We start from the raw sequence: 15898 nt of genomic DNA on the forward strand, positions 1-15898 counted from the left end.
GCGCTCGCAAGCAAGGTGAGGCTGGGCTGGCAGGCGCCTACAGGCCGAGGTCGCGGCCGATGAGCTCCTTCATGATCTCGTTGGAGCCGGCCCAGATCTTCGAGACGCGGGCGTCGCGCCAGGCGCGGGCCACGCGGTACTCGTTCATGTAGCCGTAGCCGCCGTAGAGCTGCACGCAGTGGTCGAGCACGTCGTTCTGGACCTGCGAGGTCCACCACTTGGCCTTGGCCGCATCGACCGCAGTGAGCTCGCCCTTGGCGTGCGCGACGATGCACTGGTCCATGAACGCCTGGGTGACGTCGATCTGCGTGACCAGCTCGGCGAGCAGGAACTTGTTGTGCTGGAAGGAGCCGATGCCCTGGCCGAACGCCTTGCGCTCCTTGGCGTAGACGAGCGTCTCGGCCAGGATCTGCTTGGCGTGCGCGACGTTGGCGATGGCGCAGCCGAGCCGCTCCTGCGGGAGGTTCTGCATCATGTGGATGAACCCGTTGTCGAGCTCGCCGACGATGTCGTCGTCGGTGACCCGGAGGTTCGAGAAGTTCAGCTCGGAGGTGTCGGCCTCGTCCTGCCCGACCTTGTCCAGCTTGCGGCCGCGGGAGAAGCCCTCGCCGGTGGCGGGCAGCGCGAACAGCGTGATCCCGCGCGCCTTCTTCTCCGGGCTGGTGCGCACCGCGGTGATGACCAGGTCGGCGGAGTAGCCGTTGGTGATGAACGTCTTGGACCCGTTGACGACCCAGTCGTCACCGTCGCGGACCGCGGTGGACTTCAGGCCCGCGAGGTCGGAACCGCCGGAGGGCTCGGTCATGCCGATCGCAAGGAGCGTCTCTCCCGAGGCAACGCCGGGCAGCCACCGCTGGCGCTGCTCCTCGTTGCACAGCTGGACGATGTAGGGGGCCGTGATGTCGGCGTGGATGCCGACGCACGCAGGGAGCGCGGCGTTGACCTTCGCGAGCTCCTCGAGCAGCACCGCGTTGAAGCGGTAGTCGCCCGCCTCCGAGCCGCCGTACGTCTCGGGGATCTCGAGCCCGAGGAAGCCCTGCTTGCCGGCCTCGAGCCAGAACTCCCGTGGCAGCGCCTTCTCGCTCGCGTGCTGCTCCACGTGGGGCACGACCGAACGGTCCAGGAACTCCTTGACGGAGCCCCGGAAGGCCTCGTGGTCCTCGTCATAGATCTCGCGCTTCATGGGCCCGATCCTACCGATGGGTAGCCGACAGGTCGTCGACGTGTACGACGTGAGCGGGGTCGGGCGGCTTGATCCGCACGGTGCCGTCGAAGTCGTAGAGCTCGGCGTGGCCCCGGTCGGCGCCGGTGAGCTCCATCTCGAGCACGTGGTGCGGGTCGTCGACGTCCACCGCGACCGAGACCATCACGCCGTCGTCGCTCTCGCCGCGGATCCGGACCACCTCGACGCCCGCGAGCTGCTCGGTTCCGACGTTCTCGAGGTCGAGGTCGCGCGGGTTGCCGACGAACTCGAGATAGGGGTCGTCGAGGTCGCAGAGACGGTCGAGGAGCGCGGAGGTGTCGAGCTGCACCCACGTGTCGGCGAGGTTGGACATCGGCGGCCCGTCGAAGATCTGCGGCCAGGACCCCTCGTCCGGCCGGACCCAGGTGCGCCCACCGGTCCGGATCACCTCCAGGCTGGCACCGTCGGTGGTGACCGTGCCCGCGCACTCGCCGTCGCTGGTCACGAGCAGGTCGCGGGTCTCCTTGACGCCCTCGTCGTACTCCTCCGTGCGCAGCCGCACCGAGTCGAGCGCCGCCATGTCCTGCTCGGCGGCGGCGAGCACGGAGAGCGGCGTCTCCTGCTCGAAGCCCGCGCAGCCGGTGACCGCACTCGTGAGCACCAGGACGGCAGCCACCCCGGCCCCCCGGCGTACGGCGCTCAGAGCAGCTCCTTGACCCAGGCCGGGACCAGCCGGCTCGCGGGGCCGTGACGTGCGTCGTGGAACCAGTCGGTGCCGTCGCTGCGCTGGAGGTTGAGCTCGAGCGTGCGGGCGCCGCTGGCGGCGGCGGCCCTGACGAAGCCTGCCGCCGGGTAGACCGCGCCCGAGGTGCCGATCGAGACGAAGAGGTCGGCGCGCGTGAGCGCGCGGTGGATCCGGTCCATCTCGTAGGGGAGCTCGCCGAACCACACGACGTCGGGACGCAGCTCGCTGGCACCACAGGCCGGGCAGGCCGGACGGTCGACGAGGTCCTGCTCCCACCGCGAGCGCTCGCCGCAGGCCCGACAGAGCGCGGAGAAGAGCTCGCCGTGCATGTGGACGACGTGGCTCGAGCCGGCGCGCTCGTGGAGGTCGTCGATGTTCTGGGTGACGAGGAGCAACCGCTTGCCGAAGGCACGCTCCAGCGCGGCCAGGGCCAGGTGGCCGGCGTTGGGGACGACGGCGTGCAGGGCCCGCCGGCGCGCGTCGTAGAACCGCTGCACCGTCGTGGGCTGGGTCTCGAACGCCGCGGGGGTCGCGACCTCCTCGACGCGGTGCCCCTCCCACAGCCCGTTGGCGTCGCGGAACGTCGGGACGCCGCTCTCGGCCGAGATGCCCGCCCCGGTGAGCACCACGACTCTCATGGCATCCGCCGGTGGACGGTCACGACGTACCCGTCGCCCCCACTGCCCGTGAACGGCTCGCGGTCCCAGGAGGACCAGCGCTCACCGGCGTCGAGCCCGGCGGCGGCGAACGCCGCGTCGACCGAGGCCAGCGGCGTCACGGGGCAGTCACCGGGCAGGTGGTCGGCGTCGAGGCCGAAGCCGCACACCACGGCACCGCCGGGCAGGACGTGGTCGGCAAGGCGCTGCGCCACCACGAGCATGGTCTCGGGCTCCAGCAGCGGGATGACGTTGCCCGCCAGCAGCACCAGGTCGAACTGCCGGCCGAGGTCGAGCGTGGCCAGGTCGGCCTCGAGCCACTCCAGGTGGGGCGCCGCGGCGCGGGCCTCCCGGAGCATCGCGGCGTCGACGTCGACCCCCACGGCGTCGTAGCCCTGCTCGTGCAGGCGGAGCGCGATCCGGCCGGTGCCGCAGCCCGCGTCGAGCACCCGGGCCGGCGGCGGCAGCACCGCATTGACCAGCCCGGCCTCGCCGTGGATGTCCTCGCCGCGCTCGGCCATGGTCTGGAAGCGACGGGCGTACGCCGCGGCGTAGTCGTCGCCGACCGTCGCCCGCGCGATCCGCTTCCACAGGGTCACGAGGCCACCTCGTAGCCGAAGTCGATGTGCAGGCCGCGTACGGCGGTCACCGTGGCGACGACGCCACCGTCACCGTTGTTGGGGGTGACGGTGCAGGTGACCTTGCCGCCCACGGTGCCGGGCAGCTCGCGCGGGCAGGTGACCTTGACGACGTGGTAGCCCTCGTCGGTCAGGGATGCGAGCAGCTCCTCGGCCACGCGGTCCGCCGGGACGAAGGGCACGGAGTCGATCACCGTGTCGTCGCCGTTGACCTCGGTCACCGTGACGCGGACCTGGGCGCGCTGCTTGTTGACCGAGACGGTGCACTCCTGGGTCGCGTCGACCTCCGCCGGCAGCTCGCCCTCGCACTCGACGCCGACCTTGGTCCCCTCACCCTTGGGCGGGTACATCTCCGCCACCTTGACCTCGAGGTCGGAGCGGCTGATCGTGCGGTCGGGCTCGGTCTCGTCGGCGCACCCAGCGAGGGTCATCGCGACCAGGCTGAGCAGGGCGACGAGCTTCATCAGTAGTACCAGGGGAACGGCGACCAGTCGGGGTCGCGCTTCTCGAGGAACTGGTCGCGGCCCTCGGCCGCCTCGTCGGTCATGTAGGCCAGCCGCGTCGTCTCGCCAGCGAAGAGCTGCTGGCCGACGAGGCCGTCGTCGATGAGGTTGAAGGAGTACTTCAGCATCCGCTGCGCGGTGGGCGACTTACCGTTGATGAGGCGTCCCCACTCGAGCGCGGTGGCCTCGAGCTCGGCGTGCGGCACCGCCTTGTTGACCGCACCCATGCGGACCCCGTCCTCCGCGGAGTACTCCTGGCCGAGGAAGAAGATCTCGCGAGCGAACTTCTGGCCGACCTGGCGGGCGAGGTAGGCCGACCCGAAGCCGCCGTCGAAGGAGCCGACGTCGGCGTCGGTCTGCTTGAAGCGCGCCTCCTCCAAGCTCGCGATCGTGAGGTCACAGACCACGTGGAGGCTGTGGCCGCCGCCGGCGGTCCAGCCCGGCACCACGCAGATCACGACCTTGGGCATGAACCGGATCAGCCGCTGCACCTCGAGGATGTGCAGCCGCCCGAGCTTCGCTTTGTCGACGGTCTCCTCGGTCTCCCCGCCCGCATATTGGTAGCCGGTGCGTCCCCTGATCCGCTGGTCACCGCCGGTGCAGAACGCCCACTTGCCGTGACGCCCGCCCGGGCCGTTGCCGGTGAGAAGGACGCAGCCGACGTCGCTCGTCGTACGGGCGTGCTCCATCACCCGGAGCAGCTCGTCGACGGTGTGCGGCCGGAAGGCGTTGAGCACGTCGGGGCGGTCGAACGCGACGCGGACCGTGCCGTGCGCCTTGGCGCGGTGGTAGGTCAGGTCGGTCAGGTCCTCGAAGCCGGGGACGGGGTCCCAGGCGGTCGGGTCGAACGTCTCCGACACGCCGTCGATCGCACTCATGGTCAGAGGCTATCGGGGTGGAATCACGACCCCGCGTGTGGTGTTGTGGGCGGCATGGTCCTTCAAGGTGAGTACGAGCCCAGCCCGAGCGAGTGGGTACGCAACCAGGTCGCGACGTACGAGGCCAGTGGAGGCGCCGAGGGCAACACCGTCCTCAACCGCCCGATCGTCGTGATCACCTCGCGCGGCCACAAGTCCGGCAGGCTCCGCAAGAACCCCGTGATGCGGGTCGAGCACGAGGGCGTCTACGCCGCGGTGGCCTCCAAGGGCGGCGCTCCCGAGCACCCCGAGTGGTTCCACAACTTCACCGCCGACCCCCACGTCGACCTCCAGGACGGCCCCGAGCCGCACGAGTACGTCGCCCGGCTGATCTCCGGCGAGGAGCGCGCCGAGTGGTGGTCCCGCTGCGTGGCCGCCTTCCCGCCGTACGCCGAGTACCAGGAGAAGACCGACCGCGAGATCCCGGTCTTCCTGCTCGAGCGCGCCTGACCGTTTCGTCGGGATAGTCCCCAACAGGTGAGCGAATAAGAGCGCTCTTATTCGCTCTGGTGTTAGGGACTATCCCGGCAGACGGGGCGGAGACGACCGTCACTTCGAGGTGAGGTGGGTCGTTGGGAGGGGCATGCGACGCAGCCTCGGAACCGCTCTCACCGTCCTCGCGGCCTCCTGCGCCCTCGCGGCGACAGCCCTGGTGACACCTGCGCAGGCCGACCCCCAGCCCTCGGACCCGGCGTACACCGCCCGTGACGTGCAGAACATCGCCGACGCCTACGGCCGGATCCACGGCCCCGGCGGGCAGCTGCGCAACCCGGCCTACCTTCCGGCGCTGGTGGAGCAGTCGACCGCCCGCAGCGTCGAGCAGCTGCTGACCCAGGTCGCCTCACCGACGCGACTGGCGCTGACCGCCGGCAACGTCGTGCCGGGCTGGAACGTCGGCAACCCGCTGCGCGCGGGCTGGTCCGGCACCCGTGGGCTGAGCCGGGACGTCGCGTTCACCAACCAGTACGGCGCGCTGCTGCGCGGCACGGTCTACCGCCCCAGGCCCGGCGCGCGTGACCCCTACACCGGTCGGGTGCTGACCGGGCCGTTCCCCGGTGTGGTCATCACCGAAGGGTCGGTCCAGGGCTCGGAGCGCATGTACGAGTGGCTGGCGCAGGACCTGGCCGAGCGCGGCTACGTCGTGCTGACCTACGACGTGCAGGGGCAGGGCCGCAGCGAGACCCTGCCGCACGAGACCGGCGACGTGCTCCCGTTCTGCGACCCGTTCGCGGAGCCCGCCGACGGTGAGCAGAGCGGGTGCCCCGGGGTGCCGTTCCAGCAGCTCTCCAACTTCGTGGTCGGCACGCGCAACGCGCTCGGCTTCTTCACCTCGACGCCCGAGCGTCCCTACGCCAACCCGGGCGCCGCGGCCGGCGAGGCCACGGCGTACAACCCCTACTGGCGGCTCTTCGACCGCTCCCCCGACCGGCAGACCGCGACCCCCGGGCGCACCACCCGGATCGCGATCATCGGCCACTCGATGGGCGCCGCGGCGGTGTCGAAGGTCCAGGGCACCGACCGACGGGTCGCCGCGGTCGTGGCGCTCGACAAGCTGACCGGGCCGGGCGCCGACGGGCCGCTCGACGGCAGCGGCAACAAGCCCGTGGTGCCGGCGCTGGCGGTGCAGGCGGAGTACGGCTTCACCGTGTCGCCGTGGTTCACCAGCGGCGGCAGCTCGCTCAACCCGGAGCCCTCGCCCGACGGCCCGGACCCGATGCGCGAGCGCGCCACCGGCTTCGACGCCTGGGAGCGCGCCGGTGTCGACTCGATGCTGGTGGTGCCGCGCGCGTCGACCCACCTGGAGTTCACCGACATCCCGCTGGTGCTCCCGGCCAGCCGCTACGGCCAGGACCTCACCAGCGTCTACACCCAGCTCTGGCTCGACCGCTACCTCAAGCACCGCGACCACACGAGCGCCCTGCTCGGCAGGCAGTTCCGCTACCTCGAACCCGTCGGCAACGGCCGTTGGAGCCCGGTGACGCTCGAGCGCGACCCGCTGCTGAGCTTCTACTACTGCTCGGCGTACGCCGTGGGCTCGCGCGCGGACGGCGACGTCACCGGCGTCGGCTGCTAGAACTCCCCGAATCGGCGTGACTGTCGTGCACAAGCGCCGACTCGGCGTTGTTTCAGCGCGCACAAGCGCCGACTCGGCGTTGTTTCAGCGCGCACAAGCGCCGACTCGGCGGTCAGCCGACGCGCGCGATGGACTGCGCGAGCGAGGTGAGGTGCCCGAGGCGGGCGATCTCGGAGTCGAGGAACTCGGGTCCGCCGCGACGGCCGATGACGAGGCTCTCGTTGCCGTCGAGGCGGGCGGCGGCGAAGAGGGTGACCTCGTCGCCCACCGACTCCAGGCGGGTGGCCTCCTCGATCTCGATCCACTCGAGCTCGGCCGGCGCCGCTCCGGTGGCGTGCTGGATGCCCTTCACGCGGTGCAGGCGGGCGCCCCAGTCGGAGCGGAAGACCTGCGGCAGCAGGTCGACGAGGCGGTTGACGGCCTCGCTGGGGTGGGCGGTGAGGTCCTCGACCGCCTCCAGGTCCAGGAACAGGTTGCCGCCGGCGGCGTAGCGGCTGATCCACAGCACCTCGACGCCGTCGAGCGCGTTGCACGCCGACACGATGGAGTCGGGCATCACCGACGGCAGCATCTCGAGGAGCACGTCGTCGACGGCGGTGCCGTCGTGGTGCTTCTCGACGATCTCGATCGCGTCGATGTCGCCCCCGGCCTCACCCACCGCCGTCGCGAGTCGCCCCAGCGACCCGGGGACGTCCGGGAGCTTCACGCGCAGCAGGTAGGGCACGCCTCGACCCTAGCCCGGCGGTGTTGCGCCCCGGTTTCGCAAACGCTGCCTGAGACCGGTGGCCCGCTGGGCCTGCGTCTCGACCGCCGCGCGTACGGCGGCCTCGGAGCCGACCACCCGCACGTGGCGCTGGGCGCGGGTCACCGCGGTGTAGAACAGCTCGCGCGTGAGCAGCCGCGAGCCCGCCTCCGGGAGCAGCACGGTCACCCGATCGGCCTGGCTGCCTTGGCTCTTGTGGATGGTCATCGCGTGCATCGTCTCGATCGCGTCGAGCCGCCCCGGCGCGAAGCCCTTGAGCCCGCCGGCGCCCGCGATGTAGGCGCGCAGCCGCCCCTCCTCGAGCACCGCGACGCCGGTCTCGCCGTTGTAGACCTCCAGCGTGTGGTCGTTGGTGGTCACCAGGATCGGCCGGCCGGCGTACCAGTCGGTGTAGATGCTCTGGCCGAGCGCCTCCCCGAGCCAGCGCTCGATCTGCGTGTTCCAGCGTCGTACGCCGAAGGGTCCCTCGCGGTGCGCACACAGCAGGCGGTGCCGGTCGAGCGCCGCCACGGCGGCCTCGGCATCGCCGGCGACGGCCGCGGCGCGGATGTCGAGTGCGGCGGCCACGGCGTCGTCGCGCAGCGCCGACTCGGCGTCGTCGGTCTCGACGAAGTCGACGTGCTCGGAGTGGGCACGCAGCGCGGTGAGCACGCCGTCGGCGTCACCGGCGCGCAGCGCCTCGGCGAGCGTCTGGATGTCGGCGACCGAGCGGTGGTTGACCAGCAGGCTCGCGACCGGTGAGGCGGGGTCGCCGTCGTAGCCGGCGACCAGGTCGGACAACACCGCGCCGGCGCCCACCGAGGTGAGCTGGCGCGGGTCGCCGAGCAGGACCAGCCGGCTGCGCAGCCGCACCGCGTCGAGCAGCCGCGCCATCATCGTGAGCTCGACCATCGAGGACTCGTCGACCACGACCACGTCGTACTTGAGCCGGTTGGTGCGGTCGTGGCGGAAGCGGGTGCGGTTGTCGGGACGCCAGCCGAGCAGCCGGTGCAGCGTCATCGCGTCGGTGCGGGCGACCCACTCGCGGTCGTCCGGGTCGAGACCGGCGACGGCCTCGGCGACGGCGTCCTGGAGCCGGGCCGCGGCCTTGCCGGTCGGCGCGGCCAGCGCGATCGAGATCCGCTCGTCGTTGGCGCGGGCCTGGTCGGCGAGGAGCGCGAGGATCCGGGCGACCGTCGAGGTCTTGCCCGTGCCGGGCCCGCCGGTGAGCACCGTCGTCCACTGCCGGACCGCGCGCACGGCGGCGTCGCGCTGCTCGTCGCTGAAGTGCGGGTCGCGCAGCCGCTCGAGCGCCGCGGCCAGCGAGGCCTCATCGACCGCAGGGGCATCCTGCTGGGCGCGCGCGACCAGGTCGTCGCACACCTGGCTCTCGAGGCGGTGGTAGCGATCGAGGTAGAGCAGGCCGTGGTCGAGGCGGACGACCCCGGCGGTCGTCAGCGGGCTGGCCGCCACGGCCTGCGCCCAGGCCGCCGGCTCCGGCCACGGGAGGGCGGGGTCGAGCGCGGGCACGGTCGCCAGGTCGAGGCACACCGAGCCCCGGCGTACGGCGCGCACGGTGAGCGCGACCGCGAGCAGCACGCTCTCGTCGGGCTCGCCGCCGAGGGAGCCGAGGCGGGCGGCCACGTGGACGTCGGACGCCTCGACCACGCCGGCGACGTTGAAAGCGCCGAGGAGTCCGGCGGCGCCGGTGACAAGCCGTCGGTCGCGCTCGCTCGTGGGCTCGAAGAGCTCGGTCATGTGCGGCCCCTCCCGTTCGGCAGAGCCCCGTCGAGCAGGTCGGAGAGCGCCTCGACCAGGGCGACCGGCGGGCGCCATGCGAAGACCCCGCAGGGCTCGCCGTCGACGAGCGGGGTCTCGGGGCCGCACATGCCGCGGAGGTAGAGGTAGAGCACGCCACCGAGGTGCTGCTCCGGGTCGTAGCCGGGCTGACGCCAGCGCAGGAAGCGGTGGAGCACGGCGGCGTAGAGCAGCGCCTGGAGCGGGTAGTCGGAGTGCGCCATCGCGCCGTCGAGCGCCTCGGGCCGGTAGGCGTGGGCGGTCAGCGGCTCGTCGCGCGGGCCGAGCCAGTTGGTCTTGTAGTCGACGATCAGGAACCGCGGGCCGGGCAGCCGCAGCACCACGTCGACCGAGCCCGTGAGGTAGCCGAGCAGCGCCTGGTCGCCGAGCGCCGGGCTCTCCAGCGCGTCGGCGTAGCCGCGCACCGGGTCGCCCTCGGGCAGGTGACGGCGCAGCAGGGGCGCGAGGTCGCCGAGCCGCACCCGCGTGTCGCCGGCCCGCGGGTGGGCGAGGTCGCCGCCGGCGAGGGGCAGCTCGAAGTCGAGCTCGCGCAGCCGGTCGCGCAGCGGGATCTGCCGCAGCGTCGCTCCCCCCGCGAACGAGCCGAGCGACGAGTCGCACACAGCCACCAGCGCGTCGGCCAGCTCATCGCGGTCGAGCTCGACCGGCCACCAGACCAGCTGCTCGTCGAGGTGGCCGAGGATCTCCGCGCGCAGGTCGGCGGCGTCGGGGTCGGTGTGCTCGAGCACGGCGTGCACGAGCGAGCCGAACGTCGCCCCGACCGGCAGGTCGGCCATCCGCGACGGCACCGACGCCTCCTCGGGCACGGCGGTGACCACCGGGTCGGCGCCCATCGCCTCGTCGTCCTTGGCCTCCACCTCGGGCTCGCTCGCGACGCCGCCGCTCGGGGCGGCGGTGACCTCGACCGCGGAGAGTGAGGAGTAGGAGGTGCGGCGCCAGGTGACGTCGACCCCGCGGGTGAAGTCGCGCACCGCCAGCGGTGGCGTCTCCTCGCGCGGCGGCTCGGCACCGGGCTCGATGTGCTCGGCGGGCTCGGGCGTCGGGCCACCGGCCGCCTGCCAGCGGGCGAAGAACTCCGCCGCCTCGTCGTCGGTGCGGTTGGCGAACTCGTCGGGCACCGTCGCGAGCCCGGGGCGCCGGCCCTGGATCATCCGCTGCAGCGGCGAGGCCGGGGTGTTGCGCGTCGGCGCCCACCAGCACACCACCTGCGACTGCGCGCGGGTGATCGCGACGTAGAGCAGCCGCAGCCACTCGCCGGCCTCCTCGTCTCGCCAGCGGTGTACGGCGTCGTTCCAGGTGGAGCCGGTCGGCCCGCCGACGTCGACGCAGCGTTGGTGCTCGGCGTCGTGGAAGAGCGGGGTCGACGGCTTGGGCAGGTTGCGGTCGGCGAGGGCGGGCAGGTAGATAACGGGGTATTCGAGGCCCTTGCTGGCGTGGATCGTCACCAGCTGCACCGCGGCCGCGTCGGAGTCGAGCCGGCGGGTGCGCTCGGTGCCGCGACCGCCGCGGCCCTCGGCCACCTGGAGTCGCAGCCACGCGAGCAGGGCGACCAGCCCGAGGCGCTCGGTGAGCGCCACCTCGTGGAGCGCCTCGCCGATGTGGCGCAGGTCGGTGAGCAGGCGCTCGCCGCCGACCTGGGAGAGCACCCGGGTGGGCAGCCCTGCGGTCGTGGCGGCCTCGAGGACCGCGGCCACACCGCGGCGGGCCAGCACGTCGGCGTAGGAGCGCAGCAGGTCGGCGACGTCGTCGGTCAGCCGGTCGCCGCCCTCGTCGAGCTCGCGCGCGGTGTGGCCGACGAAGCAGGTCAGCGCGGCGGTGCGCACTCGCGCGCTGCGGTGGGGCATCTCCATGCCCTCGAGCAGCTCGAGCCACTCGACCGCCGCCGCGGTGGCGAACACGCTGCCGCCGCCGGCGATCACGGCCGGGACACCGACCTCTTGCAGGGCACGGCGGCAGGCGTCGAGGTCGAAGTGGCGGTAGCTGATCACCGCCACGTCGCGCGGCTCGATCGGCCGGCCGTCGAACGTCGCGCCCGAAGCGAGCAGGGCCCGGATGTCGAGCGCCAGGTCGCGGGCGACGTGGGGCCGCACCTGCGCGACCGTGAGCGGGTTGCTGCCGCGCTTCTCGAACTGCTCACGTCGTACGACGCGCAGCCGGAACGGCGCGTCGTGGGGCGCGCCGGCCAGCCGGGTGCCCTCGTGGCGCGCGGTCACGTCGTGGACGAGGATCCGCGGGTCGCCGAGCTCGGCGCCGGCGAGCACGGTCTGGAACGACCCGAGCAGCGCCTGGTCGCTGCGCCAGTTGACCGGCAGCGTCTTGCGGGTGGTGGCGGTCGCCGCCGCGTCGAGGTAGGTCGTGACGTCGCCGCCGCGGAACGCGTAGATCGCCTGCTTGGGGTCGCCGATCAGCACCATCGTGGCGTGGCCGGTGAACGCCCGGTCGAGGACCTTCCACTGCACCGGGTCGGTGTCCTGGAACTCGTCGACGAGCACGATCTGCCAGCGCTGGCGCATCCGCGCGCGGGCCGGGGCGTCGGGCGACTCGAGGGCGTCGGCGAGCTGGCTGAGCAGGTCGTCGTAGGAGAGCACCCCGAGCCGGCGCTTGCGCTGCTCCATCTCGTCGCGCACCGCCCGCGCGAAACGCACCCGCCGGCCCGCCGGCGTCACCGGGTCGTCGTCGGGCGGGTGGAGCTCGGCCTGCGGGTCACCGACCGCCGTACGGGCGATGGCGAGGGCCTCGTCGCGGGAGAAGACCGGGTCGTCGCCGGCGTAGGCGAACGCGCGGAGGTAGAGGTCGTCGACCACCTCGCCCAGGAGCTCGTCGAGGTCCTCGACCAGCCGGGCCTGGGAGTCGGTGTCGCCGGCGACGCCGAGCGAGTCGAGCACCAGGCTGCAGAACTGGTGGGTGGTCGCGATCGTCGCGGCGTCGAACGTCGCCAGGGCGGTGGTGACCCGGCGGCGGCGGAGCACCCGCTCAGCGTCGTCGCAGTCGAGCAGCAGGTCGACCAGGTCGGAGGGCTCGACCGGCAGCAGCGGCTCGGCGGCCAGCGCGCGCTCGGCCTCGACCAGCTGGGCACGCACCCGCTCGCGCAGCTCCTGGCTGGCCGCGCGCCCGAACGTCACCACCAGCATCTGGTCGAGGCAGGCGACCCCCTCGGCGACGTACCTGGTCACGAGCGCCCCGATGGTCCAGGTCTTGCCGGTGCCGGCGCTCGCCTCGAGCAGGGTGGTGCCGGTCGGCAGCGGGTCGCGGATGTCGAACGCGTCGTCGAGGCTCACAGCGGCCCCACCCGTTCGTGCTTCAGCACCGGCTCCCAGATCGCCCAGGCGTGGGTCGCCAGGCCGGCATCGAGCAGCAGGGAGAGCGGCGCGCGCTCGCCGTAGACCTGGATGTGGGAGGGGTCGTCGTCCTCGCCGGTGATGCCCCAGCTGTTGTTGGGGTCGGTGACCCACTCGCGCGCGGCGGCGGCCGCCGGCGGCCGGTCGTTGCCGCGCAGCTCGAGCTGGTGCGCCTCCGCCCAGGCGTGCGCGGTCTGGATGGAGGCGGGCAGGGGGCCGCGCAGGCCGAGGTCGCGCAGCTCGACCAGCCGGCGCAGCCAGTCGACGGCCCGGTGGTCGAGAGGGCCGGCCAGCGCGCGCTTGGGTCCGGCCTTGTCGCGGCCGACGGCGTGGGACGTCCAATGCTCGTCGGGATGACCGGCGCTCAGCGCGAGCAGGTCGATCCAGGTCATCAGCCGCTGCTTGGCCTTGAGCCGGGAGTAGCCGAGGGAGACCAGCTTGTTGCCGTGGACGCCGGGGACGGTGCCCGTGAGCCGGCGACCGTCGCCCAGGTCGATGTCGACGTCGACCGACCGCGCCTCCCCCGCGCGCAGGTCGGTGGTGCGGGCGAGCAGCTTCTGGGACTCCTCGACCACCTTCGTGAGGGCACGGGTGCCGAGGCCACCGGGCGGGAGGGTGCCGCGCAGCTGCTCGGCGAGCATCACCGAGGTCGGGTCGGCGCCGGCCATCACCTCGCGCAGCAGCCGGTCACCGACGCCCCACAGCTCGAGCGCGTCGAGGTCGATCGGGATCGCGTCGCCGACCTCGTCGGCGTCGAGCGGCGCCGAGACGACCAGGCGTTGGCGCAGGAACGTGCGCACCGGGTGGGTGAAGAACGCCTTGAGGTCGAGCAGCGTGACGTCGGGGGCACCGCGGTCGGGCAGGTTGCCCTCCAGGAACGGCGGCACCGGGTGCCGCTCGCCCACGGCGGCCCGGGCACCGGACAGCGCTGCCCGGTCGAAGCTGAAGGGTCGCTCCCCCGCCAGCCGGCCGGCCGCGAAGTTGCGGACGTCGTGGGGCTGGAGCGGGTGGTGCAGGCAGACCGCCTCGAGTACGGGCGCCGACGACGTGCGGTCGGCTGCGTCGAGGATCTCGCCGAGGGGTACGGCGGGTGGCCGGCCGGCGCCGGAGTGCTCGTTGGCGCCGGTGTAGGTGATGACCAGCGTCTCGCCCGCGGCGAGCACGGCGTCGAGCAGCAGCTGGCGGTCCTCGCTGCGCGGGTCGCGCTCGCCGGTCAGGGGCCGCCGGGCCAGGGCGTCGTCGCCGTCGAGCGCACCGACCCGGGGGAAGTCGCCGTCGTCGAGGCCGACCAGACAGACCACGCGGTGGGGCACCGACCGCATCGGGACCATGGTGCAGACGGTGAGCGTGCCGGTGCGGAAGTTGGCGCGGGTCGGCCGGCCGCCGAGCCGGGCGTGCAGCATCGCGCGTACGTCGGCGAGCCGGAGCTCGACGCCGCTGCCGCTCGCGCCGCTGGTGGCATCGGCTGCGCGCGCCAGCTCGCGCTCGAACTGCGGCAGCTGCCAGGCGTCGTCGGCCGACACCTCGGCCAGGCCGCGTACGCCGTCGCGCAACGCGCCCATCCAGTCGGCCACGGTGACGGCGTCATCCATCGCGTGCAGGCAGGTGTCGAGCCGGTGCACCAGCTCGGCGAGCCGGCCGGCGAGGTCGATGTCGTCGCTGCCCACGTCGTCGAGGGGCAGCCCGCGACCGAGGTGGTGGTGGTCGTCGCCGCTCATGGCGACCCCGAGCAGGATCCGGTCGAGGCCGGCCCGCCAGGTGTTGTGCTCGAACTGCTGCATGTCGAACGACGCCCGTTGCGCGGCGTCGAGACCCCACCGGATGCCGGCCTCCGCGACCCAGCCGGCGACCCGCGAGAGGTGGTCGTCGGTCAGCCCGAACCGCAGCCGGACCGGCTCGGTGCCGGCCAGGTCGAGCACCTCGCTCGCCGTCACCCGCCCACCGGCCAGCTCGACCAGGCTCGCGGCGACCCCCAGCAGAGGGTTGGTGCTGCTGAGCGCGCGGTCGGCGAGCCGGACCCGCAGTCGGTGGGCCGGGTGGCCGTCCTCGTCGCTGCTCTCCACCACGTCGGCCAGGCCGAACCCGGCCGAGATCAGTGGCGCGTAGGTCTCGATGTCAGGACACATCACGACGATGTCGCGGGGCTCGAGCGTCGGGTCGTCCTGGAGCAGCCCGACCAGCACCTCGCGGAGCACGTCGATCTGGCGGGCGGGGCCGTGGCAGGCGTGGATCTGGAGGCTGCGGTCGTCGACCCGGTGCACCCGCAGGGCTCGCGTGGCCGGGTCGGGAGCACGGTTGGCGCGCAGGTCGGCCTGGAGCCAGCCGAGCATGGTGTCGCTCTCCGGGATGGCGCTGGTGGGGACCGACGGGCCGTCCAACCCGTCGAGGACCCGGCGCAGCTCGCGGGTGTCGCGCCCCAGCGACGCGAGCAGCGGGTGGTCGACCAGGTCGGCGGAGGTGTCGTCGGCGCGCGCGACGACCCCGCCCGCCCCGGTCAGCGCGTCCCACAGCGCCGGCGAGGGCTGCGGCAGCCAGAGGTGGACGTCGCGGTGCTCGCCGAGCGCGCGCAGCAGCGCCACCTCGGTGACCGGCAGCCGGGTGTGGCCGAACAGCGACAGCCGCGGCGGCAGGTCGAGCCCGTCGCCGCCGGCGGCCAGGAGCCCGAGCGTCCGCTCGTGTCGTACGTCGGGCGGCTCGGCGTCGACCCGCTCGAGCAGCCGTCGCCACAGCTGGGGCTGCCACGCGAGGTCGGGGTCGAGCTCACGGCCGACGCCGTCGGTGTCACGCCCCTCGCGCCAGTCGGTGACGAGCTGCGGCCTCTGGACGGCGTAGGACGCGAAGAGGCCGGCGAGGCGGCGGGCGACGGAGTAGCGGCGGTTGCGTCGCAGCAGCCGCTCGTCGCCCTCGAGCCCGTGGCCGAGGTGGGCGGCGAGGGTGGCGCACCACGGCTCGTCGAGGCTGTCGTCGATGGTCGCGAGCAGCGGCCACACCATCCGGTCGGGGTCCCACACGTCGTCGCGCTCGCGGTCGAGCAGCAGGCTCACCAGCGAGCGGGGGTTGAGGAACCGCACCCCCGCGCAGACCCCGTCACCGCCGCGCGGACCGGCCCCGAGCCGGTGCGACAGCCGCTGGGTCAGCCACCGCTCCACGCCCTTCGCGGGCACCACCACGACCTCCTCGGCGAAGGGGTCGGCCAGCGGAGACGCGAGCAGCTCGCCGAGGGCGTCGGCGAGCTGGTCGGTGCGCGGCGCGCGGTGGAGCTGGAGCGTCATTTGCCGCCGACC

The 15898-nt window shown here is 73.2% G+C and carries 12 protein-coding genes; 2 read left to right on the top strand and 10 right to left on the bottom strand.

Translation table 11 applies throughout. The features are described from left to right. Positions 1-37: 37 nt before the first annotated feature. The 6 genes from BLR90_RS10375 to BLR90_RS10400 are packed head-to-tail and all read right to left on the bottom strand — an operon-like array spanning position 38 to position 4603. Positions 38-1183 carry an acyl-CoA dehydrogenase family protein gene (locus tag BLR90_RS10375; RefSeq protein ID WP_091025103.1) on the bottom strand — a complete coding sequence of 382 codons (1146 nt, stop codon included), beginning with the start codon at positions 1181-1183 and terminating at the stop codon, positions 38-40. Positions 1184-1193: 10 nt separating this feature from the next. Further along, positions 1194-1859, bottom strand: a complete 666-nt coding sequence (locus tag BLR90_RS10380; RefSeq protein ID WP_091025104.1) for a hypothetical protein — start codon at positions 1857-1859, stop codon at positions 1194-1196. 23 nt (positions 1860-1882) lie between these two features. Further along, on the bottom strand, positions 1883-2566 hold the full coding sequence (locus BLR90_RS10385; RefSeq protein ID WP_091025105.1) for an NAD-dependent deacylase: 684 nt from the start codon (positions 2564-2566) through the stop codon (positions 1883-1885). After that, positions 2563-3183, bottom strand: coding sequence for a class I SAM-dependent methyltransferase (locus tag BLR90_RS10390; protein ID WP_245715246.1), 621 nt, complete (start codon positions 3181-3183; stop codon positions 2563-2565). Before BLR90_RS10390 ends, BLR90_RS10385 begins: the two co-directional genes overlap by 4 nt. Continuing rightward, positions 3180-3686 carry a DUF4333 domain-containing protein gene (locus tag BLR90_RS10395; protein WP_091025106.1) on the bottom strand — a complete coding sequence of 169 codons (507 nt, stop codon included), beginning with the start codon at positions 3684-3686 and terminating at the stop codon, positions 3180-3182. Before BLR90_RS10395 ends, BLR90_RS10390 begins: the two co-directional genes overlap by 4 nt. Beyond that, on the bottom strand, positions 3686-4603 hold the full coding sequence (locus BLR90_RS10400; protein ID WP_091025107.1) for a 1,4-dihydroxy-2-naphthoyl-CoA synthase: 918 nt from the start codon (positions 4601-4603) through the stop codon (positions 3686-3688). Before BLR90_RS10400 ends, BLR90_RS10395 begins: the two co-directional genes overlap by 1 nt. 54 nt (positions 4604-4657) lie before the next feature. Here BLR90_RS10400 and BLR90_RS10405 point away from each other — a divergent pair, with 54 nt between their 5' ends. Continuing rightward, on the top strand, positions 4658-5092 hold the full coding sequence (locus BLR90_RS10405; RefSeq protein ID WP_091025210.1) for a nitroreductase family deazaflavin-dependent oxidoreductase: 435 nt from the start codon (positions 4658-4660) through the stop codon (positions 5090-5092). A 133-nt stretch (positions 5093-5225) separates the two neighbouring features. Further along, entirely contained in the window at positions 5226-6716 is a 1491-nt protein-coding gene (locus BLR90_RS10410; RefSeq protein WP_091025108.1) for an alpha/beta hydrolase family protein, read from the top strand. A 112-nt stretch (positions 6717-6828) separates the two neighbouring features. On the opposite strand, the gene BLR90_RS10415 is transcribed toward BLR90_RS10410, so the two are convergent. The 4 genes from BLR90_RS10415 to recC are packed head-to-tail and all read right to left on the bottom strand — an operon-like array spanning position 6829 to position 15886. Further along, on the bottom strand, positions 6829-7440 hold the full coding sequence (locus BLR90_RS10415; protein WP_091025109.1) for an ACT domain-containing protein: 612 nt from the start codon (positions 7438-7440) through the stop codon (positions 6829-6831). A 9-nt stretch (positions 7441-7449) separates the two neighbouring features. Then, positions 7450-9216, bottom strand: coding sequence for an exodeoxyribonuclease V subunit alpha (gene recD, locus BLR90_RS10420; protein WP_091025110.1), 1767 nt, complete (start codon positions 9214-9216; stop codon positions 7450-7452). Continuing rightward, positions 9213-12554, bottom strand: coding sequence for a UvrD-helicase domain-containing protein (locus BLR90_RS10425; RefSeq protein WP_091025111.1), 3342 nt, complete (start codon positions 12552-12554; stop codon positions 9213-9215). Before BLR90_RS10425 ends, recD begins: the two co-directional genes overlap by 4 nt. Beyond that, positions 12551-15886: an exodeoxyribonuclease V subunit gamma gene (gene recC, locus BLR90_RS10430; RefSeq protein ID WP_091025112.1), complete on the bottom strand. Its 3336-nt coding sequence runs from the start codon at positions 15884-15886 to the stop codon at positions 12551-12553. The genes BLR90_RS10425 and recC overlap by 4 nt, the downstream gene beginning before the upstream one ends. Positions 15887-15898: the final 12 nt, after the last annotated feature.

It is taken from the genome of Nocardioides szechwanensis (assembly GCF_900103935.1).
Lineage (GTDB): Bacteria > Actinomycetota > Actinomycetes > Propionibacteriales > Nocardioidaceae > Nocardioides > Nocardioides szechwanensis.

Coding starts and splice junctions, on each gene's coding strand:
- BLR90_RS10375 (WP_091025103.1), bottom strand. CDS start 1,183: ATGAAGCGCGAGATCTATGACGAGGACCACGAGGCCTTCCGGGGCTCC.
- BLR90_RS10385 (WP_091025105.1), bottom strand. CDS start 2,566: ATGAGAGTCGTGGTGCTCACCGGGGCGGGCATCTCGGCCGAGAGCGGC.
- BLR90_RS10395 (WP_091025106.1), bottom strand. CDS start 3,686: ATGAAGCTCGTCGCCCTGCTCAGCCTGGTCGCGATGACCCTCGCTGGG.
- BLR90_RS10400 (WP_091025107.1), bottom strand. CDS start 4,603: ATGAGTGCGATCGACGGCGTGTCGGAGACGTTCGACCCGACCGCCTGG.
- BLR90_RS10405 (WP_091025210.1), top strand. CDS start 4,658: ATGGTCCTTCAAGGTGAGTACGAGCCCAGCCCGAGCGAGTGGGTACGC.
- BLR90_RS10410 (WP_091025108.1), top strand. CDS start 5,226: ATGCGACGCAGCCTCGGAACCGCTCTCACCGTCCTCGCGGCCTCCTGC.
- recD (WP_091025110.1), bottom strand. CDS start 9,216: ATGACCGAGCTCTTCGAGCCCACGAGCGAGCGCGACCGACGGCTTGTC.
- recC (WP_091025112.1), bottom strand. CDS start 15,886: ATGACGCTCCAGCTCCACCGCGCGCCGCGCACCGACCAGCTCGCCGAC.